Genomic DNA, 25,169 nt, shown 5'->3' with positions numbered 1-25,169 from the left:
GCCTTCCTCCACGGAAGGCTGTTTTTTTATACCCGTTCGGAAAGATTAGAAGGACACTTCCATATACCCCTGCGCGGTAACAGCCTGGTGTCCGCGCACCAACGCCGGCCTCCAGGGTGGCCCCGCTTGAATCAGGCGAATAGCCTCCTGGTCGCATACCGGGCAAACGCCCTGCAAGATCACAAAGTCGCGCAGCCCTCCCCGGGGATCCACAGTAAAGACAACTTTCACGGTACCGCTTCCCGGCCACAAGGCTCCGGGCGCATGTGTATGCTCATCCAGGTATTTTCGATACTTCTCCAATCCCATGACCGGCAGTGCCAGGTCACTCCACTGATCGTATATATACCGTTTGCCATCGCGCGTGACGGCCATGCCCCGCTCGAGCTTGCCCGCGTGGTATAGTTCCTGGTAGTAGGGCGTGCCGTCTGCGTGATACCCCCTCCAGAGGCCTTCCTGCTTGCCATCCAGGTAGCTGCCGACGGATTTCATCTTCCCGTTTTCATACCACTGTGTTTCGTAGCCATTGCCGTCCTTCACCTGTACGCGGCCGAGCGAATCCCACACATTTCGGGTAAACGCACCGTCCTGGTAAACCACCTCGCGCTGTAGCCTGCCGTTTTGATAATAGGTTTCCCATTTACCCACTGATTCCTCTCGTGTATAGCGCCCCGCAGAGGTATAGGTGCCGTGATCGGAGTAATAGAGGAATATGCCGTCCTTCAAACCGTTTTTATACTCTCCTTTCATCTGCACATCGCCGTTCCGGAAATAGTCCGTCACCCGGCCCTGCCAACGGCCAGCCGAGTCGCGGGCGCCTTCGCGGTAATAGTGATAGTCGGTTACACTGAGCGTTTCTTTCCAATCTTTGTCGTAGTATACTTTCGTGTAGTCCCACCTCGTCGGTGGTGCCGCCGCAGAGACTTCTTGCACCGTATCCGCTGTCAATGCCAGCGATGCGTCATAGTTTAGCGGGAAACGAATCTTACCGATCGTTGCCTGCTGTTGCTGTATGAGCTCGATGCTGTCGCGGTATACATAGGACTCGCGGGCAATCATCTTAACTCTATACGTTGTCTCCGCATAGCGCAGCCGACTATACCGGCCGATAATGGCTGTGTCGGCTTGCAATACAGCGGGTATGGCAGGCAACGCACGCAGTTGGGATGCGATCGTATCCCACCGGCCCGCGAGCAGCTCCAGGCTGTCTTTCAACGCCTCGTCGGTCTTCGCTGCGCCATATACCCGCCCGCCGTCATCTTCCGCACGCAACACCTGCTGATAGATGGCATAATACCGTTTCTGCCCTTGTGGCAAAACAAACAACACCAGCGGTATCGCCAGCATGACTATTAGCAGTTGACCATTGGGAATAAGCCAGCGCAGTTTAAAATGGAACACCGACAGCACGACCCCGGCTATACAGCCACCGATATGACCGGCCAGGTCTACATTTAACTGTGCCGTGACAAACGCATTGATCAAGACAAAGATCACGAAGTTGATAAACACCGTCCGCAGTTGCTGGCGGTCGTGAAAGCTGCCGATCACTTCGGCACCCAGCCGGTAACCGTACAACCCGAACAGCGCCCCCGACGCACCGGCACTGATCACATACGTATTAAATAACAAGCTCGCGATGCCTGATACCAGGCCGCAGCAAAAGTATACCAGCAAAAATCGCGGCGTGCCCACGGCCGGTTCCAGCCCCGCTCCCAGGACATAGAGCCCATACATATTTACCGCCAGGTGAATGATGCCGTAGTGTAGAAACATGGACGTCAGCAGGCGCCAGGGTTGGTCTCCCAGCGTATAGGGATTGAAGTTACCCCCTACGTGCAGAATGGCCAGCGCGTCAGCGCCCGTATTCATCATCAGGCTTTGCTGTTGCCACGCGAGCCAGAAAAATACAACGAGGTTGATGCCTATCAGCACCGTTGTGGCGATCGATTTCCGGAACATCTCTCCCATCGTTATCTAGCCAGCGCCGCCAGCCGTTTCAACAACGGCGGATGCGAATAATGAAAAAATACGTATAGCGGATGCGGATACAGGTTGCTTAGGTTTTCCACCGACAGCTTCTTGAGCGCCGCCATGAGGGCCGGGCCGTCGTAGGTCGCGCGCGCATAGGCGTCAGCCTCGAATTCGTTCTTCCGGCTATACATACTCATCAGCAAGCCGGTAATGGCCGACACCGGCGAGAACAGGGTCGCGAAAGCGATCAGGTTTAAATGTATTGCCTGTTGGCTCCCACCCAGCGCCAGCGACAGCGCTTCGCTGGAGATCATCCACGACAACACATACAACGTAAAAAATATCTGCATCACGGCCAGTACCAGGCTCCAGACAATATGTTTCTTCTTAAAATGCCCAACTTCATGCGCCAGCACCGCCACCAGCTCCTCCTCCGTGTGCTGCTGCAGCAGTGTATCGTACAGCACGATCTTTTTCTTTTTGCCGATACCCGAAAAAAAAGCATTGGCCTTGCTGCTGCGCTTCGAGCCGTCGATCACAAAAATATTGTCCAATGGAAAGTCTACCTTGCGGGCAAACGCTTCGATCGCCGTCTTGAGCGACCCTTCCGGCAGTGGCGTCAGCTTGTTGTACAGCGGCAGGATCAACGAGGTATAAAACAAGTTTATAAACAACACACATACGGTGGCGAGCGCGGCAAACCACAACCAGAACGACGGCCCCAGAATCTGCACCAGGTAAATCAGCGCCGCCAGCAGTAAGCCGCCCAACAGCGCACCCAGCAAATACCCTTTGAGCTTGTCGAGAATAAACGTACGCACTGTCGTTTTATTAAAGCCATACCTGGCTTCTATCACAAAGGTGCTATACCATTGAAACGGGAGCGTCAGGATGTCCGACGCCAGCACAATCACACCGAAGAACACCAATGCCAATAGAATCTCGTTGGAAAAGAACGGGCGCAATTGGGCGTCTATCCAGCCAAAGCCACCGGCCAGCAACATGCCTGCAGAAACCAAAAAGCCCAGCGCGTCGGTCAGAAATGAAAAGCGGGTTAACGCCCGGTGGTACGCCAGCGAGGTAACGTATTTATCCCGGTCGTAAAAGGCAGCAATCTCGTCGGGCAGCGTCGTGCGTTGGGCCATCAGGTTGAGATAGTCCAGCAATTGCCCGGACACGTACGAAATCGTCGTGATGGCTAAAATGATAATAAGGATGGTGTGCGGCTGCATATACTCCATTTTACGCAAATAAAAGGAGAAGTCGCTAGGTTATGAAGGTGTTTGTGATAAAGATGTTTATCGAAAATACATGTACAGAATGTACAGAATACGCGTGTAATAGCTCACCCACAAACGCAGCATCACCGAAACCGGGACGAGTATGGGGTACAACATCCCGGTTTCGGCGTATTGCCGTAACACTGTGTAGCGATAACGGTTAAGCGCGATCCTCCTCCAGGTCTTCATGATTGTCGCCGCCGAGGCTATAAGAATTGTTCTCTTCGTCTTCCGTTCCGATTGCCTCCGATGCGTCGTCCAGCTCCGAGCCCGGAATGTCCAGGTCCTTGCCGGCGAAGTCCACCGGCGTTACCCGGGCGCGCAGTTGATCGTCATCCCCTTCATCGCTGTTCAGCCCGTCAGTGCCCAGCGCACGGCGGTCTTCTTTCGTCAGATCGCTTTCCTTGTTAGCACGACCTTCGCGTGCAGCTTCTTCGGTCAGTTGTTTTGCGCTTGTACGCGAAGTGCTCATATCCTCCAGGTCCACGTGCACGCGCTCCATACCATTATCAGGGTTCATTATATCTTCGCTCGGTGGATATTCGCCGGGAAGTTTGTCCTTCTTCGGAGCCTTGGTATGCGTAGCCTTAGACTTTGCCGACTTCTTGGCCGGTGCGCTTTTCTTCGCAGCGGGGGTATTGCTATTTTTTGTCGTTTTCATATAATCTGGTGTTTAAAGGTTATTCAATTCAATTCGAACACCGGTCGAGGCAGCCTCGTAGATAGCCGTGAGAATACGCACGTCCCGCAGACCCATCTCTCCCGGCACCCGGCTCTTTTTATTCTGACGCACACAAGTCGCAAAGTCATCCATTTGCAGCGCTTGTTGATTCACCTGTGGCAGGTCCAGCTTGCCCTGGCTGCTGCTGCCGGTAATACCTTTATAGGCATAAGCCGGTTCGAGGGCATACCAGCCGCGTTCCGCATCCACCCGTAACATATTCATTTCTTTGGCGTAGCTCGTTTCGCAATCGGCCAGGACACCCCCCGGAAATTCCAGTTGCCACAGGAGCGACTGTTCGACTTGCGAAAAGCGTTTCAGGTCGGTCTTCTCGCCCTCGCGTGCCGTCACGGCAATGGGATTCTTGCCCACCGTATAGATCGCGGCCTGCACACAATAAATGCCGACATCCATCAACGGGCCGCCGCCCGCCAGTTTCTTATCCAACCGCCACACGTTCGGCTCGATGTCCATGCCGTCGCGGGCTTGCACTTTTTTAACCGCACCGTATACATTGTTCTTACCAAACTCCATCATCGTCAGGTTATGCGGCTCGAAGTGCAGCCGATAGCCAATGGACAACAAACGATCGGCCTTCTGACACGCCTCGATCATCTGCTCACACTCCTTAACCGATATGGCCATCGGCTTCTCGCAGATCACATGCTTGCCGGCGGCTGCCGCGCGAATCGTAAACTCGGCGTGCATCGAATTTGGCAACACAACGTAGACAATATCGATGTCCGGATTATCCTTAATAGCGTCGAAGTTCTGATAGTTATAAACACTCCTGTTGGGAATGTTGTACTTACGCTTCCACTTTTCAGCTTTCGCGGGCGTACCGGTAACAATTCCCGCCAAACGGCAATTCTTGGTTTGCTCCAATGCCGGCGCCAGCTGATGTGTGCTATAATTACCAAGGCCCACCAGAGCAATGCCTAGTTTACGCCCGGTATCCTGAACAGGGGCCGCATCACCTGTCTCCTCCCACCCTTGCGGGCTGCGCGACACCGCCCAGGCCGGCAGCGAGAAGCTAAGCAACGTTCCGCCCACCGTGCCGGACAACTGACGGAGAAAAGTCCGTCGCGAGGAAGAAGGTGTATTGGATTCTTTCATGCTGTCCTTATTTCTGGTACGAAATAAAAACACATGCCCGCAGACAAAAAGAAAGCACCTCGCCAACGCACCGGTTGATGAGGAGTTAATTCTACAGTACTCGTAAATGTTGATTAGAAGCTGACCGCTTAGGGGGCCAGCAGCGCATCGATGGCGGCCTTGTAGCGATCGAATGCGAACCCACTCAGGGTTTGATCCATCATGCCCTTGATTGCCGGCAGGCTCAGATTGCCAATGCTCCCTTCGTGTGTATGCTGCACCGTGGTAGCAGGATTGTATTGCCCCTGCTCGATGTCCATGCCCACTTTCTTGTACGCATCCCGGAACGGCATACCCGCCAGTACCAGCCTGTTCACTTCCTCCACGCTGAACAAGAAAGTATATTTAGGATCATTCAGTATGTTTTCCTTCACCTTGATGTTTGACAACATCAGGTGCGTCATTTGCAGACAGTCTTTTAAATTCTGAATGGCCGGGAACAAGATTTCCTTGAGCAACTGCATGTCGCGGTGGTAGCCCGACGGCAGGTTGGCCGTGGCCAGGGCAATGTCATTCGGCAACGCGGCCAGCTGGTTGCAGCGGCCTCGCACAAGCTCAAATACATCGGGATTCTTTTTGTGCGGCATGATACTCGATCCCGTCGTCAGCTCATCCGGGAAGCTGATAAAACCAAAGTTCTGGTTCAGGAATAAACACGCATCCATCGACAGCTTACTCAGCGTCAGTGCGACATTCGACAAGGCGCTGGCGACAATGCGCTCGGTCTTGCCACGTCCCATCTGCGCATAGACCACGTTGTAATTCAGGTCTTCAAAACCCAGCAGCGAGGTTGTCAGGGTGCGGTTGAGCGGAAACGATGAACCATATCCCGCAGCGGAACCTAACGGGTTTTTATTCACCACACGGTACGCTGCCTGCACGGTAATAAGATCGTCCACCAGGCTTTCCGCATACGCACCAAACCACAAGCCGAACGACGAGGGCATGGCGAGCTGCAAGTGTGTATAGCCCGGCAGCAAATGATCTTTAAAAGCTTGGCTCTGTGCCAGCAACAGGTCGAAGAGGACCTTTACGCCGTCCGTTACCTGCTCGATCTCGTGACGCAGGTATAATTTAATGTCGACCAATACCTGGTCGTTGCGCGACCGGCCACTGTGAATCTTCTTGCCAACATCGCCCAGGCGACGCGTCAGCTCCAGCTCTACTTGCGAGTGAATATCCTCCACCCCGTCCTCCACGCGAAAATCACGCGTCAGGATCTTCCCATATATATCTTTTAAGGCCGCCGTTAACAAGTCCAGCTCGGACTTTTCCAGCAGGCCGATGGATTGCAGCATGGTGATGTGCGCCAGCGAGCCTTGTACGTCAAACGGTGCCAGGAACATATCCATTTCCTGGTCGCGGCCTACGGTAAAGCGCTCTACTTCGTGCAGGGAGGTCTTATCTTTTTGCCAGAGTTTCATTGCAGACTGATTTTTCGACGGCCGTTTACAGGATTACTTCGTTCAGGACCTTGATATAGGTCTCGATGCCCTGACGGATCTCGTCGACATAAATAAATTCATTGGCCGAGTGCGAACGTGCCGAGTCGCCCGGGCCCATCTTCACCGACGGCGTGGGGATCAACGCCTGGTCCGACGTAGTCGGCGAGCCATAGCGGTGTATGCCCAGCTTGACGGCCGCCTGCACCAGCGGATGCTCCTCGGCAATCCCCGACGGGCGCATACGCATCGAGCGCGGGTTTACCTCACTCTTCACGTGTTGCCGGATGATGTCCAGCAATTCTTCCAGGGTATATTTATCGGTACAGCGTACGTCTACGGTATAATGACATTCGGCAGGCACCACGTTGTGTTGCTTGCCGGCGGTAATGATCGACACCGTCATTTTGATCGGTCCCAACGTCTCCGACACTTCCGGATACCGATACGTGCGGAACCATTCAATGTCCGGCAGCGCTTCGTAGATCGCATTAATCCCTTCCTCACGGGCCGCGTGGCCCGCCTTGCCCTGGGCGATACAATCCAATACCATCAAACCTTTTTCCGCCGTGGCCATCTGGCACAGGGTGGGCTCTCCGACAATGGCAAAGTCGATCGTTGGCAACGATGACCAAATGCTCTCTACACCGCCGGTGCCGGATATCTCTTCCTCGGCCGTGGCGGCCAGCACGACGTTGTACTTCAGGTTCTGCTGCGGGAAGTAGTGCAGAAAGGTGGCAATGAGTGACACCAGCGGTCCGCCGGCGTCGTTACTGCCCAGGCCGAACAGCTTACCGTCGATGACCTCCGGTTTGAACGGGTCGCGTGTATACTGAGGGTTGGGGCGCACGGTGTCGTGGTGCGAGTTGAGAAGTACGGTTGGTTTCTTCGGATCGAAATACTGATTTTTTACCCAGATGTTGTTACCCTTGCGAAACGAGTTTACCCGTTCACGCTCAAAAAAATCTTCCAATACCGAAGCCACTTCGTCCTCCTCCTTACTGAACGACGGCACAGCAATGAGCCGCGTCAGGAGGTTGGTAGCCTTTTCGTGTAATGATTCCATAAGTGATGATAGCCGTCAGGCCTCTGGTAGCCCGCCAACGTTGTTATATCGTGATCAATGTTCCTTCTGTTTCGCTGCCGGTATTTTTGAGCAGGTCTGATGCCTCCCCGATCAGCACTTCTTTTACGCCGGTTTGAATCGCCGCATAAGCATTTTCCAATTTCGGCAATATCCCGTCAGCAAACACACCGGCCGGCAATAATTCTTCGTATTTACTTTTGGGTAAATGTCGTATGACGGTGCTCGGATCGTTTACATTGCGCAGCACACCTTTCTTCTCAAAGCAGAAGATCAGCCGCACATCAAACTGCTTGCCCAGCGCCACCGCCAGCACCGAAGCGATCGTATCGGCATTGGTATTGAGTATAGCACCCTCCGAATGTGTCAGCGGTGCAAACACCGGCACAATGCCTGCATTCAGCAACGTGCTCAGGAAGTTTACATTTACCCCATCCGGCGTGATGTCGCCCACGAAGCCGTAGTCTACATCTTTCACCGGTCGGCGTACAGCCTTAATCGTGTTGCCGTCCGCACCCGTTAAACCAATGCCATTCGTACCCAGTTTCTGCAGCGTCGCCACGATGTGTTTGTTGACCAACCCACCGTATACCATCGTCACTACGTCCAGCGTAGCCGCGTCGGTAATGCGCCGGCCGTTGACATACTTCGACTCGATACCCAGGCTGTCGCCAATCTTTGTAGCGATCTTACCGCCGCCGTGGATCAGGATCTTCGGCTCGCGTATCGCGGCAAAGTCTTGCAGAAATGCGCTCAGTGCCGGAGGGTTGTCCAGTACGTTGCCGCCGATCTTGATGATAAAAAGTTTGCTCATTTGTTTCCGAGTAATTCGCTGATCACCGCCTGCGCCGCCCATACGCGGTTCGACGCCTGTTGCGTAACAATGCTGTTGGCGCTATCGAGAATCTCATCGCTTAGCTCTACGTTGCGGCGCACCGGCAGACAGTGCATAACCCGTGCATTGTTGGTAGATTCCAGCTTCTTCGCCGTCAGCATCCAGGCCGGGTCGTTGTTATAAATGCGGCCGTAGTCAGTATACGTACTCCAGTTCTTCACATAGACAAAGTCTGCACCGTGCAACGCTTTGTCCTGGTTCGGCTCGTAGGTTGCGCCTTTCGTAAACTTCTCGTCCAGCTCGTAGTCTTCCGGATGGGTAATGACGAAGTCCGCTTTGCCCCATGCGTTCACCCACTGCGCAAAGCTGTTGGCCACACACTGCGGCAACGCTTTTACATGCGGTGCCCAGGTCAGCACAATGCGCGGGCGACGTTGCTCGCGGAAGGTTTCCTGGATGGTAATAATATCGGTAAGACTCTGCAACGGGTGCAGCGTAGCGCTCTCCAGGCTCAACACCGGTATACCGGCATACTTCATGAATTGCTGGATATAGAGCTCGCTGTAATCGTCTACTTTGTTTTGCAACGACGGGAACGTACGGATCCCCAATACGTCAAAGTACTTGCCCAAGATCGGAGCCGCATCTTTTACGTGCTCCACCGTATTGCCGCTCATAATGGCTTCGTCTTCGAACTCCAGCGCCCAGCCGTCCTGGCCTACGTTAAACACGATCACCTTCATGCCGAGATTCTCGGCGGCAATCTGTGTGCTTAACCGGGTACGCATGCTGGGGTTGAGGAACAGCAGGCCCAGGCGCTTGTTGGCACCTAACGTCTGGCTTTTGAGCGCTTCCTTTTTAAAGGCCAGGGCCTTCGCTACGAGGGCGTCGATGTTGTCGACATCGGCTACGGAAATAAAGTTCTTCATTTCAGTTCTTCAGTCAGGGCAGTTAAAAATAGGTCGGCTTCCGTGCGGGTCAGCGTCAGCGACGGCAACAACCGGATGGTGTTGGGCTTGGCTTCGCCGGTAAAGATCTTATGCTTGTGCAGCAGGTCGGTGCGCACCGTAGCCTTGTCGTCGGGCAGGTCGAAACCGATCATCAGACCGCGACCACGCACGTCTTTCAAGGTCGGCATGGCCTTGAGTTTTTCGATCCAGTAATTGCCTTGTACCGCCGCGTTTTCGATGAGCTTTTCCCGCTCGATCACTTCCAGCACAGCCAACCCGGCAATCGAGGCGAGGTAGTTGCCACCAAACGTAGTACCGAGCATACCGCTCCACGGCTTGATGTCGGGGTGAATAAACACGCCCCCGATCGGGAAGCCGTTGCCCATACCCTTCGCCGTCGTGATCACATGGGGCCGTACGCCCGCGTGCTGATGCGCAAAGAATTTACCGCTACGGCCGTAGCCACTTTGAATTTCATCGAGAATAAAGATCGAACCGTTGGCCTGGCACTGGCGCTCCAGGAATTGCAGAAAGGCATCGGTCGGCAATTGAATGCCACCCACCCCCTGAATACCTTCGATGATCACCGCTGCCACCGTATTGTCCAACGCCGCGCTAAAAGCAGCCTCATCATTCATCGGCACAAACACGATCTCGTGGTTAGCGTTAAACGGCGCGACGATCTTCGGATTATCGGTAGCCGCTACAGCACCGGAAGTACGACCGTGAAACGCCTTCTTAAAAGCGATCACTTTCTTACGGCCGGTCACAAACGACGCCAGCTTCAGCGCGTTCTCATTAGCCTCGGCACCGGAATTACACAAAAAGAGTTGATAGTCGGGATAACCCGAAACGACTCCCAGCTTCTCGGCAAATTGCTCCTGCTGCGGGTTGCGCACGCTGTTGGAGTAAAATGCAATCTTGCTGAGCTGATCGGACAGGGCCTTAACATAATGCGGGTGCGAGTGGCCGATCGAGATCACGGCGTGGCCGCCGTACAGATCCAGATATTTCTGCCCTTTGTCATCCCACAACCAGGAGCCTTCAGCCTTGGCCGGTGTGATGTTAAACAAGGGGTATACATCAAATAATTTCATGACACAGTAAGAAGTAAATAGGTAAGAGAATGTGTAGTCATCAGAAGGCGATGCTCTTCAGCTTCAGCCCGGCCGTTTCTTCCAAACCAAACATCAGGTTCATGTTCTGCACGGCGTGTCCCGAAGCGCCTTTCAACAGGTTGTCGATTGCGGTATGTACCACCACCTTGTCGCCCTCCTTCTCGAGGCCCACGAGGCACTTGTTGGTGTTCACCACCTGCTTCATGTCCACGACGTCGTCGTACACGACGGTGAAAGGATGGCCCTGGTAAAAGTCGCGGTATACCTTGATCACTTCTTCCAGCGACAACGCCGTCGAGATCACCGAGCTCACAAAGATGCCACGCGCAAAGTCACCGCGCCACGGCACAAAGTTGATGGCCGCGGCAAAGTCCGGCTGCAGCTGGGCCACCGAGCGTTTGATCTCGCGCAGGTGCTGATGCGTAAGCGTTTTATAGGCCGAGATGTTGTTGGCGCGCCACGTAAAGTGTGTGGTGTCTTGCAGCTTCTGCCCGGCGCCGGTAGAACCCGTAATGCCCGTGGCATATACTTCGCCCAGCGCGCCCGTCTTCGCGAGCGGCAGCAAGCCCAACTGGATGGCCGTGGCAAAACAACCGGGGTTGGCAATATTGGAAGCCTGGCGAATGGCGTCGCGATTTAACTCGGGCAGACCGTACACAAAAGTGCGGTCGCCCACCGTCTCGCCCAGTCGGAAGTCCTGGCTCAGGTCGATGATCCTGACACTGGCCGGAAAAGGATTCTCTTGCAAAAACTTCTTGCTCTCCCCGTGGCCCAGGCACAGGAAAACAACGTCTACTGTATGCGCCAGGGAGTCGGTAAACGTCAGCTCGGTATCACCCCGCAGATCGGCGTGTGCCGAATACAGCGGGTTGCCGGCATTACTGCGGCTGTGTACAAATGTCAGCGCTACATCCGGGTGGTTCAACAGCAGGCGGATTGTCTCGCCGCCGGTATAGCCTGCACCGCCGACGATGCCTGCTTTGATCTTAGTGGCCATCGACGTCTGCTTTTACCTGGTGATAAATGGCCGTCTGGTTACCGAAAATCTTCGTGAACCCAATCACATCGTCGCCGGTCCAGCCGAGGTTCATCTCGCCGTACTTGCCGAACTTCGCCGACATGAGGTCGTACGCCGACTCGATGCCCAGTACCTGGTAGCGGTAGGGATGCAGTTGGATCTGCACCGTGCCGGTAACATGCTGTTGCGAGTTGGTCAGGAATGCTTCGATGTCGCGCATGATGGGGTCGAGGTACTGGCCTTCGTGCAGCCAGTTTCCGTAGAACTGCGCCAACTGGTCTTTCCAGCTCAGTTGCCATTTGGTAAGCACGTGCTTCTCGAGGGCATGGTGGCCTTTCAGCACCAGCATGGGTGCGGCGGCTTCAAAACCCACGCGGCCCTTGATACCAATGATGGTATCGCCCACGTGTATATCGCGGCCAATACCGTACGGGCCGGCAATGCCTTGCAGATATTGAATTGCTTCAGTAGGGTGTGCGAACGCCTTGTCGTTCACTTTCTTCAGCTCGCCTTTTTCAAAGGCGAGTGTAACGGTCTCGGTACCGGTTTGCGTCACTTGCGTGGGCCATGCCTCTTCGGGAAGCGTACCGAGCGACTTCAATGTTTCTTTACCACCCACCGATGTACCCCAGATGCCTTTGTTGACCGAGTACATGGCTTTGGTAAAATTCATCTGCACGCCTTTCGACTGCAGGTACGCAATTTCCTCTTCGCGCGAAAGCTTCAGCTCGCGGATGGGCGTGATGATCTCGATGCCGGGCACGAGAATATTGAGGATCATATCAAAACGAACCTGGTCGTTGCCGGCGCCGGTGCTGCCGTGTGCTACGGCATCGGCCTTCACCTCGCGGGCGTAGGTGGCTACGGCCAGCGCTTGCGACATCCGCTCCGCGCTTACGCTGAGTGGATAAGTGTTATTTTTCAGAATGTTGCCATACACCAGGTAGCGTATAACCTTATCGTAATAGTTGCGGGTCTCGTCGACGGTCTTGTGCGAAGCCACACCCAGGGTACGGGCGCGGGTCTCGATCTCCTGGATTTCCTGCTCGTTAAAACCACCCGTGTTCACGGTGATGGTGTGTACTTCAAATCCTTTTTCCTCGCCGAGGTACTTGACACAGTAAGAGGTATCCAATCCTCCGCTAAACGCTAATACGACTTTCTTTTTGCTCATCTCTCCGGTTGAAGCGCCGTGGGCTTGCAAGCTTCCGGCTGGTTATGTTAAAGTTTAAGGTTTCTACGAAATAGTCTTCTTGCTTACCAGAAGAAGAAAAAGCTCAACAGCGACTTCTTGTCCTTACTGCCGTCGTCCTTCTTCTCATCCTTCTTACGGAACGACTTCAGCAAAACAAACTGTTTGAAGCGCATCCATCGCTCGAACAGCTTCGCGTTGCCCTTGAACTCGCGGTGGCGGTGTGTGGTCACCAGCTCGCCTTCCGGCGTGACCAGGGTCTCCGCCGCTTTGGGAGCTTCTGCCGTCTGCTCGGCAGTACGTTTTGCTTCAGCCTCCTTCAGCTTCGCCTCAGCCTCTGCCGGGTCGAACAGCATCGCTGTACACATACAGTTTTTACGACCCTTGCTCATCAGAATCTCGTAGTTCACACAGCTTTGGCAGCCTTTCCAGAACTCCTCGTCGGTCGTAAGCTCGGAATACGTTACGGGCTCATAGCCGAGATCAGAGTTGATCTTCATCACGGCCAGGCCAGTCGTCAGACCAAAGATCTTCGCATCGGGATATTTCTTGCGGGACAGCGCAAACACCGTACGCTTGATGTCGGTGGCAACGCCCGTCTTCCGGAACGAAGGTGATACGATCAGGCCTGAGTTGGCCACGTATTTCCCGTGCTGCCATTCTTCGATATAACAGAAACCGGCCCACGTACCATCCGGCGCCAGGGCAATGACGGCCTTACCCTCCTCCATTTTCTTAACGATGTAGTCCGGCGAGCGCTTGGCGATACCGGTGCCACGAGCCTTGGCAGATTCTGCCATCTCCGTAACGATCGTCTCTGCGTAGTGTTTGTCGTCTACTGTTGCCAGTCGGACAATGAGATTATGCTTTTCCAAAGTGATTGCGATTAAAATTTGAATGATGAAAACACCAATGCTTAAAAGCACGTGCCTAAAAGCACAAAAGGCGTGATATCCCGGACATCACGTCTATCAACCAAATGTTGTGTGATGGAGGTATCAGATCCGCGCGAAGCGTACGGGTCGGGGTCGTCTGGTCACCATGCAGACAGTGTTTAAGAACCGGAATGTTCTTGAAGATTGGAGAGCAGCCTTGGCCGCAGATACTATGGTGAACAATGTTTTCAATTTCTTATCAAGCGTTAAATGTGAACGTTAGATGAAACCCATTCAGTTTTAATTTATTTGTTATTCGTAAATGCAAAATTAAACGGAAAAGTTTGGTTTATGGCAAACTTTTACGGGTCAAACTTTAAAAATATTTTTACACCTAACAAGGGCTAGGTTGGAATCACCCCCTATTACCCGAAAACTTGTTTACTCTAAGGAAAAAAAAGCCGTCTACAGCGAACTGAGACGGCTTTCATAAAGTGTTTAAAAATCCGGGCACGGAATCATCAGCTTATCCTTCGGCGGCTTCCGCGGGTTCCGCATCGGCCACGTGTACACGAGACTGAATTCATGCGCTCCACCACTACCGGTGCCGAGCTTCGAAATCGTGTAGTCATAGCTGTAACCAATGTTGATCGCATCCTTCGCACCAATCTGCGTAAAGCCGATCAGCAGCACGATCGATTCGTTGTTCACCGCGTCGCCCACCTTCTTGAAGGGCACGCCACGGTACCACGTACCGAGCACCAGCGGCTCGAAGGTGAAGTACAAGCCGAGGTCCATTTGGTCCCATTCGCCCTGGTGGCGATACTGAAACGCCGGCGAGATGCTGCGCTCGGCCTTGCGGGCATATACGCCCGAGCCGGTCGTGCCGGGCTTCATAAAGAACTTAAAGCCACCGTGCAGCGACAACTTCACGGGCAGCTTGCTTTCTTCACCGATCAGGCTTTGATTCGGTTGGGTCAGGTGCCATGCTGACACCCCCAGCCAGGCGCTCTTGGTGAAGAATACACCGCCGAACGACAGGTCTACAAACGTCCTGGCAGATTGTGTCTGGAAGGTCTCCGCAGTTTGCTGGCTGATGAGCTGACCGGTGCTGGGGTCATACTGATCGCCAAAGGTAAGCTTGTCGAAGTTTACGTCGCGGTTAAAGATGCCGATCTGCACACCGGGCCGGAAGCCCAGCTCTTTGGTAATCGACAGCTCATACGAATACTGCAAGCCCAGGCTTAGTGACCGGAGGCCGGCAAGCCCTTCGCGGTCCTGCGACAAGATCACCCCTATTCCACTGTTGTAGTCTTCGATAAAGTAGTCGAAGTACGCCGACAAGGTGGTGAAGTTGGCATCGATCGAAGGCCACTGGTTGCGGTAGTTCAGGCCTGCACGGGCCTGGTTTGTGGCGCCCGCCAGGGCGGGGTTCAGGTAAAGGGGCGCAGCATAAAACTGCGAAAATTGGGGGTCCTGAGCAGTTACCGCACCTTCCAACACCAGTATTAATGCGCACGAGAGCAGGATGATCCTGTACATTAAAAACGTTCTTTTTAGAGTAAGCACTTGAGGCAAATTAATGAAAAGTTATCCGTTATCCCTTACAGGTTAACCGTTAATTGTTGACTACCGGCGGGAAAAGCCGACACCAGGACGTTTTATCAGATCCAAAACGCCACCCGGAAACTCACCTTCCCAACCCGACAGCCAACCGGCGGTAATCCCGGTAAGCGCATTTCCATTAACGCATTATTTAACCCAAATTGTATACTTTAAAACAACTTGAGCGTTTTACATTTGACAATTTATTGTACCCCTTTGTAAGTTCGAACCCTTCAAAATCTGAGGAACGTGACCAAATATTTCTATCGACTGATCTTCTTGTTGGCCACCGTCATCCCCGCCGGTACCTATGCCCAGAACTTTTCCGGGCACAACTGGTACTTTGGCACCCGGGGCATACGGTTTAGCCGCGGCGACAATTCCGTTTCACTCATCACCAACCGCTACACCGGTCCTTTCGGCACGGGTGCCGGTGGTACGGCGGTCGTCTCTGATCCGTACACGGGTACGCTGTTGTTTTATACCGACGGCGTGAACGTCATCGATGCCTCCCACCAGGTCGCGCCAGGCGGTCCGATGAGCGGTATTAACACCCGCAACCAATCGGTGGCGGTCTGTAAAAATTCCTCGTTCCCCGGCGAGTACTACATCTTCTATGCCACCGCCGTTGGCGGCGTGCAATACGCCTTATTTGACTCTACTGCCATGGGCAACGGTACCACCTTCGGCCAACCGCCGCTAGGCGAGCTGGAGAGCGTGAACAACACCATCACGGGATTACCTACCGGTCTGTCCGAAGGCATGATCATGCTTCCTGATCCCAACTCGAACGGCTACTGGCTGGTGCTGCATGCTTCCGCATCAGCGACCTACCACTTTGTCAAAATTGACAACTTCGGTGTGAACTACATCGGTCCGGTGCCGGCGGGTACAATCAACAATGCCGTCAACTTCTCCTATCATCCGGCCACGCAAACCCTGGGCGTCTCGCCGGGCGAAGCAGGCCGCAGCATCGAGCTGGCCACCATCACGTTCCCGCCGGCCCGGGTCGCCCCGGCGCCCCAAACCCTGCCAACACTTGCCGTTACGTCAGTGCCTAACTCCACATCTCCGACAGCCAACGGCATCTACGATACTGAGTTCAGCAGCAGCGGCCGCTACCTCTACGCATCGCGCACCACCGGTGGCGCAGGTGACGTCGTCCAATACGATTTGAAACCCGACGCCGTACCGCCCCCGACGCCGGCATCCGTCCTCACGGCGTCTGCTCCTACGGCGAGCTTCGGCTTGCAGATGGGCCCCGACAGCGTGCTGTATTACCTCTATGCCTCCGGTGGCAACACACTGTTAGGCGGCTTTACCAATACCGACACCGTAGCGTCTGAAGTAGACTACGATGCCAGCATCTTTACCGGCAACTTCGGCGCCCATCAGTTCCCGTCGTTCGCACCGTTTGACAGCGTCAACTGGATGCTGGACTTTACGATTGACGGTACCTGCGCCAATTCCAACATTTCGTTCTTCCCCACCGTCAAGCCGCAGGCAGACAGCCTCGTGTGGAACTTTGGCGATGGCGGCACCTCCAGCGAATGGAGCCCGGTATATAACTACCCGGATGAAGGTGACTACACGGTAACCATGAAAGCTTATCTGAACGGTCAGGTCGATAGCGTTCAGCATCCGTTAACGATCCAACCGTTCGACGCGCAGATCAGCCTGGTGCAAGACACAACCGCGTGTAGCTGTGAGCTGCCGTTCCCGAAGGCCAATCCCCTGCCCCCCAATCCGCCCTCCAGCGTCAACCCGTGTAACCGCTTTACCGTGACGGCACAGATCAACGCCGGTAGCGGCGGAACGCCAAGCTGGCAATGGTACGGTCCTGCAGGCCCGATCGGCTCGCCGTCTTCAGGCACCACGGCCACGCTGCAGCCCGACTCGGCCGGATATTATTTCCTGGTGGCCACCGTCGGCGCCTGCCAGACTTCCGCGGGCGTAAACATCAAAGAATACAACGTACAGGATCAACGTGCCAACATCTGGTACTTTGGTAACAATGCAGGCATAGACTTTAACCCGGTATTCGATAATCCGCCCGGAGCACCCGAGGCCATTAGCAACCCGGTGATGGACGCCCTGGAAGGAACCTCCACGATCTCCGACCGCAACGGCCAGGTGATCTTTTTCACCGATGGCAACACCGTCTGGAACCATGACTTCGATGTGGTCGGCACCAACATCAGCGGCTTAAACGGCAACTCTTCGCAAGCAGCGCTGATCATTCCGGTACCCGGCGACGAGACGTTATACTACATCTTTACCACCGAAGAGATTCCGGGTACAGGTACGTACCGCCTGGCCTACTCGCTCTACGACATCAAGCTGAACTTCCCGACGGGTGGCCTGCGTGCGTCAAACGTGACACTCTTTACGCGGAGCACCGAACGCATCACTGGTAATGAGAACTGGCTGATCGCGCACGAGTACGGTAACAATATCTTCCGTGCATACCGCATTACCACCGCCGGTATCGACAACCCGATCTTCTCGGGCATTGGCTCGGATCATAACATTGCCTTCCCTGCCAACGCAGAAGGCTACATGCGTCTCGGCCCGCAGAACCGCCTGGCCGTGCCGATCTCCACGCCGGGGGTTTCCAACATCGTCGAAGTCTTTGACTTCATCGACTCGGCGGGTACGGTAACAAACCTGCGCACCATCAACATGAACACCACGGCCGGTCAGGCTTATGGTGTCGAGTTTGGTGCCGGTGGTAACAAACTGTATGTATCGTTATTGGGCTCTCCCTCCAAGCTCTACGAATACGCATTCGACTCCCTGGGCATACCACGCCAGCCGAGCGCCACGCCGCGCATGTCTGATGCCGACTATCCGCAAGGGTTGGGTGCCATTGTGATGGGCCCGGATCAACAGATCTATGTCGCGGTCAAGGACCAGCCCGCCCTGGGCGTAATCACCGTCGTACCGGATACCGCGCGGGCATCGACTTTCCAAATTGATGCGTTCCCGCTGGTGGGTGGAACGGTGAGCCGCCTGGGCCTGCCGAACTTTATACAGATCATTTCGGATGCGCCACAGGGACCTTCCATTGCGCATACCGGCGAGTGTTTAGGATCACCCACGAACTTTACCGGCTCCGGCACCGACCCGATCGACGTGCTCACATGGTCCTTTGGTGATGGTGGCGGCGAGTCGGGCATCAACCTGACCGAAGTAGAACATACCTACGCCAACCCCGGGACATATTACGTGGTGCTGAGCATCAGCAACCGCTGCATCGGCCCTGTAGCCATCATGCGTGATACAGTGATCATCAACCCGCTGCCACCCGATCCGTCTACAGTCCTGTCGCTGTGTCAACCGCCCATGGTGATCGATGCAAACCCGACGGATACTCCGGGCCTGACATACCTGTGGGAAGATGGACAGACAACCGAAACCCTTACCATCAGCGAAGCACGCACGTACTTCGTTACCGTGACCAGCACGGCCACCGGCTGTAGTGTAGAAGGTACGATCCGTGTAAACCCGGCCCTCGTTACGATCAACCTCGGCCCGGATGCTATTGTCTGTGCGGCGCCCAACACCGGCCAGACATTGAACACCAACATTAACATTAACAACCACCAATGGTCGTTGAACGGTGCCAACCTGGGCAACTCCGGTCCGACACAGCCGGTAGACTTTTCGGCTCCGGGTACATTCACGTACATCGTTTCGTATACGGACCCGAATCCTCCTGGCTGCTTTGCACGTGACACTATTACGTTTACGGTGAACCAATCACCCACGGTCACGCTGACTTCCGGTGGCCCCATTGCCTGCGCGGCCAACACGGGTCAGCTTACAGCAGTAGTAACACAAAGCACCAATTATTTTTATAGTTTCACCGGACCGACAGCGATCCCCAACGGTAGCTCGCCCATCACGGGTCCGTTTACGGGCCTGACACCCGGTACGTATACCATTACCGTGAATGATCAGGCCTCGGGCTGCCCTGCCGGCGCCACGGAAACGATCAATGGCATTGGTACACCCACGATTACGGATGTGAATACAACAGTCTGCCTCACGCAGCCGCAGCAAGTCACGATCACCTCGACAACCTCGCCGTTCTCCACCGCGGATGTATATATCATACAGGATGCCGGTACCGGAGCGGCAATTGGAGCACCGCAAAATGTACCTGCGGCTGGATTAAGCTTCCAGACCGCCCAGGCATTGCCTCCGGGTAACTATAACATAACCGTATACATTGGTGGTGCACCTCCTGCGGGCTGTCCGACAGGCGCATCCATCACCCTGAATCAGGGCCCTCAAATCCCGAACGCAAGTATTGACGTCAGCGCGCTTTGTACAACGCAACAGCTCACGGCTTTACCGGCCGGAGCGGTGAGCTATACCTGGAGCAGTGTCCCGGCTGGCATAGCGGGCACGGGCCAAACGATTCCTGTGGCAACGGTTACTCCGGGACAATACGCGGTGACTGTGTTAATCGACGACGGAACGAACTGTCCGACAAATGCAACGGCCAATATCTCGATCGAACCTGCGTTCTTTCCCGAAATCCTCCCGTACGACCCTTGTACCAATCCTGTTATCCTGACCGGTACCGTGAACAGCGTACAACCACCTGCCAGTTACTTCTATACCTGGACTGGCCCTCCTGGCAGCGGCATTTCCGCTTCCGGCATGCAGCTCGTTGCTACGGTGGAAGGCGACTATACATTGCGCGTGCAAAACCCCACGTCGGGCTGTTTCGGCAACCCGGATGCAGTCTTAGAAGATGTACGTCTCCTCGGCCCGCTGACAGTGGTGATTGCACCGCCTACCAGCCCGCCGTGCGACAACGCTCCGTTCACACTCGTGGCACAACCTAGCCGCGACGTGTTAACCTATCAATGGTCATTGAACAGCACCGACATCAGCGGCCAAACCACCGCACAGCTTGCCGACCAGCGCGCTGCAGGTCTCTACGGAGTCCACGTAAGCGACGGTCGCTGCGATGCCTCTGCCACGTTGCAGATTTTCCTGGCGCCTGCTTCGCCGGGCCTCATGCAAGACAACTTCGTGATCTGTCCCGACCCGGGCGCACCTGTCAATGTTCAGACAGCCACGCTTTATCCGGGGCCTGGCTTTGCCAGCTACGATTGGTACGAGCTCGTCGGCACCAGCGAGTCGTCGCTCAACTTCTACGACACGGCCTATATTGCCAGCGCAGCCGGTCGCTACCGCGTGCGCCTGGAGAACCAATTCGGTTGCGAGACCTCCGACGACGCCATTGTCGAAGTGGACTGCGAGCCGGTCATCAGCGCGCCGAACGCCTTCCGTCCTACCAGCGGATTGAACGCCAACCAGATGTTCCAAGTCTTCACATTCTATGTATCGGAAGAAAACTTCCAGGTATATATCTTCAACCGCTGGGGAGAAATGGTCTATGAATCCAGTGACCTGGCATTTAACTGGAACGGTGGCTATAAAAACAATGCAGGCCAGCTGATGCCCGCCGGCACATACACGTATGTATTGAAGTATAAAAGCGAAGAGGAAAACGCCCCTGTTCGCGAAAAACGCGGCGGCGTATTGCTGTTGCGATAACACGCGACACGGTCACTGCTGACACATATCTACCGGGCTCCGCGCATCTCTGATGCCGGAGCCCGGTTCTTTTTTACCCCTCATCAGAAGCACACAGACACACTTGCGCGCTTCATTGGTTATTGAAGATTGTTTCTCTAACTATGCAAGGAACACAATCCTGGATTCACTACACCTATGAAAAAACTACTCTATGTCGCCCTGGCGTGGCTGCTGCTGGCAGCATGTGCCAAGGAGAAAAAGCCAGTCGACCCCGCCGACTTCCACATCATTCCTAAACCTGCTTCCCTTACTCCCGGCACCGAAGTGCTCGACTGGGACAATAAGAAGATCGCCATCATCGCCAGGACCGCCGACGAAAAGAACGTCGGTAACTTGCTGGCAGAATTTCTCAAAACCAAAAATCTCAACGCCACGGTAACCGAGTTCTCGGACGACGCCGATAAGATCGCCTTCTATACCGCCGAAGATCCAGCGCTTGGAAACGAAGGCTATACACTGGTAGTCGATGAAAAAGGCGTAAGCCTCACTGCCGCCGCCGGCGCCGGGTTGTTCTACGGCATACAGACCTTATTGCAGCTCATTCCCGAAAACGGTAAGACAGTACCGTATGTGACCATCACCGATCAACCGCGCTTTGCCTATCGTGGCCTGCACCTGGACGTAAGCCGCCACATGTTCCCACCCGACTTTATCAAGAAGTATATCGACCTGCTGGCACACCACAAGTTTAACCGCTTTCACTGGCACCTGACCGAAGACCAGGGCTGGCGTATCGAGATCAAAAAATATCCGAAGCTGCAAGAGATTGCAGCATACCGTAAAGAGACGGTGATTGGTCACGCACGTGACGCCGATCCCAAGAACCCGAAAGACTTCGACGGCAAACGCTACGGTGGCTACTACACGCAAGAAGAGGTAAAAGACATCATCAAATATGCGGCTGATCGTTACGTGACCATCATCCCCGAAATAGAAATGCCCGGCCATGCGCTGGCAGCCTTGTCTGCCTATCCCGAGCTGGGTTGTACCGGTGGCCCCTACCAGGCCGCCACCACGTTTGGGGTATTCGACGATGTATTCTGCGCCGGTAAGGAAGAGACATTCACTTTCCTGGAAGGTGTACTCGACGAAGTCATCACGCTATTCCCCAGCAAGTATATTCACATCGGTGGCGACGAGTGCCCGAAAGACAAATGGGAGGTCTGCCCGCATTGCAAAAAACGCATGAAGGCAGAGAACCGTAAGAACACGCACGAGCTGCAGAGCTACTTCATTCAGCGCATTGAAAAATACATCAATAGCAAAGACCGCCAGATCATTGGTTGGGATGAGATCCTGGAAGGCGGCCTGGCACCAAACGCCACCGTCATGAGCTGGCGTGGCGAAGAAGGTGGTATCGCGGCTGCCAGGCAAAACCACGACGTGATCATGACGCCGACGGGATGGTGTTATTTCGACTACTACCAGGACACCACCAGCGAGAACGAGCCCTTGGCCATTGGTGGCTACCTGCCCGTGAGCAAAGTATATTCCTACGAGCCCATCCCCGCCGTGCTGACCGCCGACGAGGCAAAGCATATCCTGGGTGTTCAGGCCAACCTGTGGACCGAATATATTCCTACCCCCGAGCACGTGGAATATATGATGTACCCGCGTGCCTGCGCCATGGCGGAGGTCGCGTGGACGGCGAAAGAGAACCGCAACTATGAGGACTTTTTGACCCGTCTCGATACCCACTTTAAACATCTCGACGCCTGGGATGTGCACTATGCCAAACACCTGCAGCACGCCGCTGACAGCACGGTCTCAAAGAAATAAATGTTGACAGGCCCTATTTTTGATGGGGTTTAGGGATTAAACGTATATTTTTCGACTATGAAACAATCATTTAAACTCCTGGGAGCCGCTGCCATTGTGCTGGTGGCCATGAGCTTTCAAATTATCAAAACACAGCTCACCGTAACCATTCGCAACGAGTTGGGCAACACCGAGCAAGGTGTTAGCGTGCAGCTTTTTGAGACCGAAGAAGACTATAAGAACGAAACCAACGTCGCGGCACAAGGTGTGACCGATGCCAAAGGCGTGGTGAAACTGAAAGAGCTGAAAGCCGTATCGTATTATGTACTGGCCAAGAAAGACGACAAAGATAACTTTGGCGGCGGCGAGCAAACCGGCAAGCTGGAAGCGAACCGCATCAACAAAGTAACGGTCGTCATCCAGTAACGACTTTATACTGCAACGCAGGCTCCACCTCCCGTCGGCTACCGGCGGGAGGTTTATTTTTTTCTCACCGACACACACCATGCCATCTATCGTACCCCTCCTGCACGAAACCTTACAAGCTTACAGCAGCCACTTTGCGGAAGAGCTGGCGTTTCGCGAGCAATTTCTTTCCTTGCTCACCCATCCGCGTGCCTTTCACCGCGACCACCTGCCCGGCCACATTACGGGCTCCGCCTGGATCGTCGATAGCGCGACAAAGGTTGTACTGCTCACCCACCACGCCAAGCTCAACAAATGGCTGCAACCCGGTGGCCACGCCGACGGCGACCCCGACGTGCAACAGGTAGCCCTGCGTGAAGCTTCGGAAGAGACCGGTCTAAAAAGCCTGCGACTTCGCACACCTGTCATCTTTGACATCGACATTCACACCATACCGGCGCGGAAAGATTTTCCCGAACACCTGCATTTCGATGTACGGTTTCTACTGGAAGCCGACCGTCACGAGCCTCTGGTCATTACCCACGAGTCAAATGATCTGCAGTGGGTAGCCCTTGACAGGCTGACCGACTACACCACCCAGCGCTCGATGGAGCGCATGCGCGAAAAGCTGCGGGACTAACGTTATTTGCTGCTGATGAGCAGCAGCACGAAGCCTGCGGTCACCATCCAGAATTTATACACCGAGATAAAGGGGATGGCCACCCAGCCCATGTACATCAGCACGGCCAGCGCAGCGAGAATAATGGCTATAATTTTTAAAACAGATCGCGTTTTGTTGCTCATGGCAGGTATATCGTGTTTACAATTTAACAGGTGTAAAGGTGATGGTTTTAGCAGAAAAGAAAAAAAGGTAGTTTTGGGGCCATGGCGGAAATCGGAACAGACATCGGCATAGCCAAGGCCCTACTCGAAGAAACCCAGGTGGTGGCGATTCCGACGGAAACCGTCTATGGGCTGGCGGCCAATGCATTGTCGGTCCCGGCCGTCACCCGCATCTTTACGGTAAAGAACCGCCCGCAGTTCGATCCGCTCATCGTGCATGTCCCCAACCTGGCGCGCGTACACGAATATGCGGAAGAAGTACCCGACACGCTGCGCGCCCTGGCCGAACGATTCTGGCCCGGCCCCCTCACCCTGGTGCTGAAAAAACGCGCCATCATACCCGACCTTGTCACCGCAGGACTGGACACCGTCGGCATTCGTTGCCCCGACCATGCCCTGACCCGACAGCTACTCGAAATGCTACCCTTTCCGTTAGCCGCACCCAGCGCCAATCCCTTCGGGTATGTAAGCCCCGTCACGCCCCAGCACGTCAACGATCAGCTCGGCGACCGTATACCCTATATTCTGGATGGCGGTCCCTGCCGTGTCGGCATCGAGTCAACGATCGTCGGTGTCGAAAACGGCCAGACGACTATATACCGCATGGGCGGCCTGAGCCTCGAAGACATCGGGCGGGTAGTCGGTCCGGTACAGGTACAAGCCCATTCGTCGTCCAACCCCAAGGCGCCGGGCCAGCTCAAGAGCCACTATGCTCCGGGCAAGCGCCTGATCCTGGGCACAATCGAAGAATTGCTGCAACAGTACCCCGCGCACCGCTCGGCACTGCTGACCTTTCAAGCCGATTTCAACTCCCCCTATCAATTCATTCTCTCGCCTGCCGGTAGCCTGACGGAAGCGGCGCAGCAGCTGTTCACAGCGTTGCGTGCCTTTGACAAAATGCCGGTAGACTTTATCCTGGCCGAGCTGGTGCCCGACGAGGGCCTGGGACGCGCCATCAACGACCGCTTGCGCCGCGCCGCCGCGGTTAACTAAAATTGCATACTTTAAACGTCGTAAGACGCAACGCTATGGAAAAACCTAAGAAACTACTCGTCCTCACCGGAGGGGGCGACTGTCCTGGACTAAACGCTGTTATCCGCGGTGTGGCGAAGCGCGCCCGCAAAGAAAAGGGCTGGGAAGTATATGGCAGTGTGGAAGCGTTTAACGGCGTGTTCAACGACCCGCAAGAGCTTATTAAGCTCACCAGCAAAGTAACGGCCGGCATTCACGTCAAAGGTGGCACCATCCTGAAAACCACCAACAAAGGCAACCCGCTGAACTTCCCCGTGGTACAA

Annotated in this window: 20 protein-coding genes; 6 read left to right on the top strand and 14 right to left on the bottom strand. The window is 54.8% G+C overall.

Going from position 1 to position 25,169, the window contains the following annotated elements; translation table 11 throughout:
- Positions 1–45 precede the first annotated feature (45 nt).
- From KK062_RS23635 to KK062_RS23575, 13 genes are all read right to left on the bottom strand, one after another.
- Positions 46–1,962, bottom strand: coding sequence for a rhomboid family intramembrane serine protease (locus tag KK062_RS23635; RefSeq protein WP_254086837.1), 1,917 nt, complete (start codon positions 1,960–1,962; stop codon positions 46–48).
- Positions 1,963–1,973: 11 nt separating this feature from the next.
- Positions 1,974–3,206: a M48 family metallopeptidase gene (locus tag KK062_RS23630; protein ID WP_254086836.1), complete on the bottom strand. Its 1,233-nt coding sequence runs from the start codon at positions 3,204–3,206 to the stop codon at positions 1,974–1,976.
- Between the two features lie 208 nt (positions 3,207–3,414).
- Positions 3,415–3,915, bottom strand: coding sequence for a hypothetical protein (locus tag KK062_RS23625; protein ID WP_254086835.1), 501 nt, complete (start codon positions 3,913–3,915; stop codon positions 3,415–3,417).
- 12 nt (positions 3,916–3,927) lie between these two features.
- Positions 3,928–5,091 (bottom strand): Gfo/Idh/MocA family protein, encoded by a 1,164-nt coding sequence (locus KK062_RS23620; protein ID WP_254086834.1) that lies wholly within the window; start codon positions 5,089–5,091, stop codon positions 3,928–3,930.
- A gap of 128 nt (positions 5,092–5,219) precedes the next feature.
- Positions 5,220–6,554 (bottom strand): argininosuccinate lyase, encoded by a 1,335-nt coding sequence (gene argH, locus KK062_RS23615; RefSeq protein WP_254086833.1) that lies wholly within the window; start codon positions 6,552–6,554, stop codon positions 5,220–5,222.
- 25 nt (positions 6,555–6,579) lie between these two features.
- The gene (locus KK062_RS23610; protein ID WP_254086832.1) at positions 6,580–7,638 is read right to left on the bottom strand and encodes a M20 family metallo-hydrolase; all 1,059 of its coding nucleotides are present in this window, start codon (positions 7,636–7,638) and stop codon (positions 6,580–6,582) included.
- 43 nt (positions 7,639–7,681) lie between these two features.
- A complete protein-coding gene (gene argB / locus KK062_RS23605; RefSeq protein WP_254086831.1) occupies positions 7,682–8,470 on the bottom strand; it encodes an acetylglutamate kinase in 789 nt (262 codons plus the stop codon).
- Positions 8,467–9,420 carry a Rossmann-fold NAD(P)-binding domain-containing protein gene (locus tag KK062_RS23600; RefSeq protein WP_254086830.1) on the bottom strand — a complete coding sequence of 318 codons (954 nt, stop codon included), beginning with the start codon at positions 9,418–9,420 and terminating at the stop codon, positions 8,467–8,469. Before KK062_RS23600 ends, argB begins: the two co-directional genes overlap by 4 nt.
- On the bottom strand, positions 9,417–10,538 hold the full coding sequence (locus KK062_RS23595) for an aspartate aminotransferase family protein (protein WP_254086829.1): 1,122 nt from the start codon (positions 10,536–10,538) through the stop codon (positions 9,417–9,419). The genes KK062_RS23600 and KK062_RS23595 overlap by 4 nt, the downstream gene beginning before the upstream one ends.
- 40 nt (positions 10,539–10,578) lie before the next feature.
- The gene (gene argC, locus KK062_RS23590; RefSeq protein WP_254086828.1) at positions 10,579–11,556 is read right to left on the bottom strand and encodes an N-acetyl-gamma-glutamyl-phosphate reductase; all 978 of its coding nucleotides are present in this window, start codon (positions 11,554–11,556) and stop codon (positions 10,579–10,581) included.
- Positions 11,546–12,751, bottom strand: a complete 1,206-nt coding sequence (gene argG, locus KK062_RS23585) for an argininosuccinate synthase (RefSeq protein WP_254086827.1) — start codon at positions 12,749–12,751, stop codon at positions 11,546–11,548. The genes argC and argG overlap by 11 nt, the downstream gene beginning before the upstream one ends.
- A gap of 83 nt (positions 12,752–12,834) precedes the next feature.
- Positions 12,835–13,644, bottom strand: coding sequence for a GNAT family N-acetyltransferase (locus tag KK062_RS23580; protein ID WP_254086826.1), 810 nt, complete (start codon positions 13,642–13,644; stop codon positions 12,835–12,837).
- Between the two features lie 498 nt (positions 13,645–14,142).
- Positions 14,143–15,186: a PorP/SprF family type IX secretion system membrane protein gene (locus tag KK062_RS23575; RefSeq protein WP_254086825.1), complete on the bottom strand. Its 1,044-nt coding sequence runs from the start codon at positions 15,184–15,186 to the stop codon at positions 14,143–14,145.
- 312 nt (positions 15,187–15,498) lie between these two features.
- Between KK062_RS23575 and KK062_RS30990 the strand changes: the two genes are divergently transcribed.
- The 4 genes from KK062_RS30990 to KK062_RS23555 all read left to right on the top strand — a co-directional run bounded on the left by KK062_RS30990 (position 15,499) and on the right by KK062_RS23555 (position 23,671).
- A complete protein-coding gene (locus KK062_RS30990; RefSeq protein ID WP_254086824.1) occupies positions 15,499–20,826 on the top strand; it encodes a PKD domain-containing protein in 5,328 nt (1,775 codons plus the stop codon).
- A gap of 177 nt (positions 20,827–21,003) precedes the next feature.
- Complete coding sequence (locus KK062_RS23565) at positions 21,004–22,647, top strand: beta-N-acetylhexosaminidase (protein WP_254086823.1); 1,644 nt, start codon at positions 21,004–21,006, stop codon at positions 22,645–22,647.
- 57 nt (positions 22,648–22,704) lie between these two features.
- Positions 22,705–23,052 (top strand): hypothetical protein, encoded by a 348-nt coding sequence (locus tag KK062_RS23560; protein ID WP_254086822.1) that lies wholly within the window; start codon positions 22,705–22,707, stop codon positions 23,050–23,052.
- A 79-nt stretch (positions 23,053–23,131) separates the two neighbouring features.
- Positions 23,132–23,671, top strand: a complete 540-nt coding sequence (locus tag KK062_RS23555) for an NUDIX hydrolase (protein ID WP_254086821.1) — start codon at positions 23,132–23,134, stop codon at positions 23,669–23,671.
- Between the two features lie 2 nt (positions 23,672–23,673).
- Here KK062_RS23555 and KK062_RS23550 read toward each other — a convergent pair whose 3' ends face one another.
- Positions 23,674–23,835, bottom strand: a complete 162-nt coding sequence (locus KK062_RS23550; RefSeq protein ID WP_254086820.1) for a hypothetical protein — start codon at positions 23,833–23,835, stop codon at positions 23,674–23,676.
- Positions 23,836–23,916: 81 nt separating this feature from the next.
- Between KK062_RS23550 and KK062_RS23545 the strand changes: the two genes are divergently transcribed.
- Both KK062_RS23545 and KK062_RS23540 read left to right on the top strand, forming a co-directional pair.
- Positions 23,917–24,867, top strand: coding sequence for an L-threonylcarbamoyladenylate synthase (locus KK062_RS23545; protein WP_254086819.1), 951 nt, complete (start codon positions 23,917–23,919; stop codon positions 24,865–24,867).
- Positions 24,868–24,902: 35 nt separating this feature from the next.
- The coding region (locus KK062_RS23540; protein ID WP_254086818.1) for a 6-phosphofructokinase at positions 24,903–25,169 on the top strand (267 nt) is incomplete at its 3' end.

Origin of the sequence: Dawidia cretensis, from assembly GCF_018598175.1 — a bacterium.
Taxonomy (GTDB): domain Bacteria; phylum Bacteroidota; class Bacteroidia; order Cytophagales; family Cyclobacteriaceae; genus Ohtaekwangia; species Ohtaekwangia cretensis.
This window is presented reverse-complemented; position numbering and strand designations above follow the sequence as displayed.

Excerpts from the sequence above, each read along its gene's own strand:
- KK062_RS23635 (WP_254086837.1), bottom strand. The coding sequence starts at position 1,962 with ATGTTCCGGAAATCGATCGCCACAACGGTGCTGATAGGCATCAACCTC.
- KK062_RS23630 (WP_254086836.1), bottom strand. The coding sequence starts at position 3,206 with ATGCAGCCGCACACCATCCTTATTATCATTTTAGCCATCACGACGATT.
- KK062_RS23625 (WP_254086835.1), bottom strand. The coding sequence starts at position 3,915 with ATGAAAACGACAAAAAATAGCAATACCCCCGCTGCGAAGAAAAGCGCA.
- KK062_RS23620 (WP_254086834.1), bottom strand. The coding sequence starts at position 5,091 with ATGAAAGAATCCAATACACCTTCTTCCTCGCGACGGACTTTTCTCCGT.
- argH (WP_254086833.1), bottom strand. The coding sequence starts at position 6,554 with ATGAAACTCTGGCAAAAAGATAAGACCTCCCTGCACGAAGTAGAGCGC.
- KK062_RS23610 (WP_254086832.1), bottom strand. The coding sequence starts at position 7,638 with ATGGAATCATTACACGAAAAGGCTACCAACCTCCTGACGCGGCTCATT.
- argB (WP_254086831.1), bottom strand. The coding sequence starts at position 8,470 with ATGAGCAAACTTTTTATCATCAAGATCGGCGGCAACGTACTGGACAAC.
- KK062_RS23600 (WP_254086830.1), bottom strand. The coding sequence starts at position 9,420 with ATGAAGAACTTTATTTCCGTAGCCGATGTCGACAACATCGACGCCCTC.
- KK062_RS23595 (WP_254086829.1), bottom strand. The coding sequence starts at position 10,538 with ATGAAATTATTTGATGTATACCCCTTGTTTAACATCACACCGGCCAAG.
- argC (WP_254086828.1), bottom strand. The coding sequence starts at position 11,556 with ATGGCCACTAAGATCAAAGCAGGCATCGTCGGCGGTGCAGGCTATACC.
- argG (WP_254086827.1), bottom strand. The coding sequence starts at position 12,751 with ATGAGCAAAAAGAAAGTCGTATTAGCGTTTAGCGGAGGATTGGATACC.
- KK062_RS23575 (WP_254086825.1), bottom strand. The coding sequence starts at position 15,186 with ATGTACAGGATCATCCTGCTCTCGTGCGCATTAATACTGGTGTTGGAA.
- KK062_RS23565 (WP_254086823.1), top strand. The coding sequence starts at position 21,004 with ATGAAAAAACTACTCTATGTCGCCCTGGCGTGGCTGCTGCTGGCAGCA.
- KK062_RS23560 (WP_254086822.1), top strand. The coding sequence starts at position 22,705 with ATGAAACAATCATTTAAACTCCTGGGAGCCGCTGCCATTGTGCTGGTG.
- KK062_RS23555 (WP_254086821.1), top strand. The coding sequence starts at position 23,132 with ATGCCATCTATCGTACCCCTCCTGCACGAAACCTTACAAGCTTACAGC.
- KK062_RS23550 (WP_254086820.1), bottom strand. The coding sequence starts at position 23,835 with ATGAGCAACAAAACGCGATCTGTTTTAAAAATTATAGCCATTATTCTC.
- KK062_RS23545 (WP_254086819.1), top strand. The coding sequence starts at position 23,917 with ATGGCGGAAATCGGAACAGACATCGGCATAGCCAAGGCCCTACTCGAA.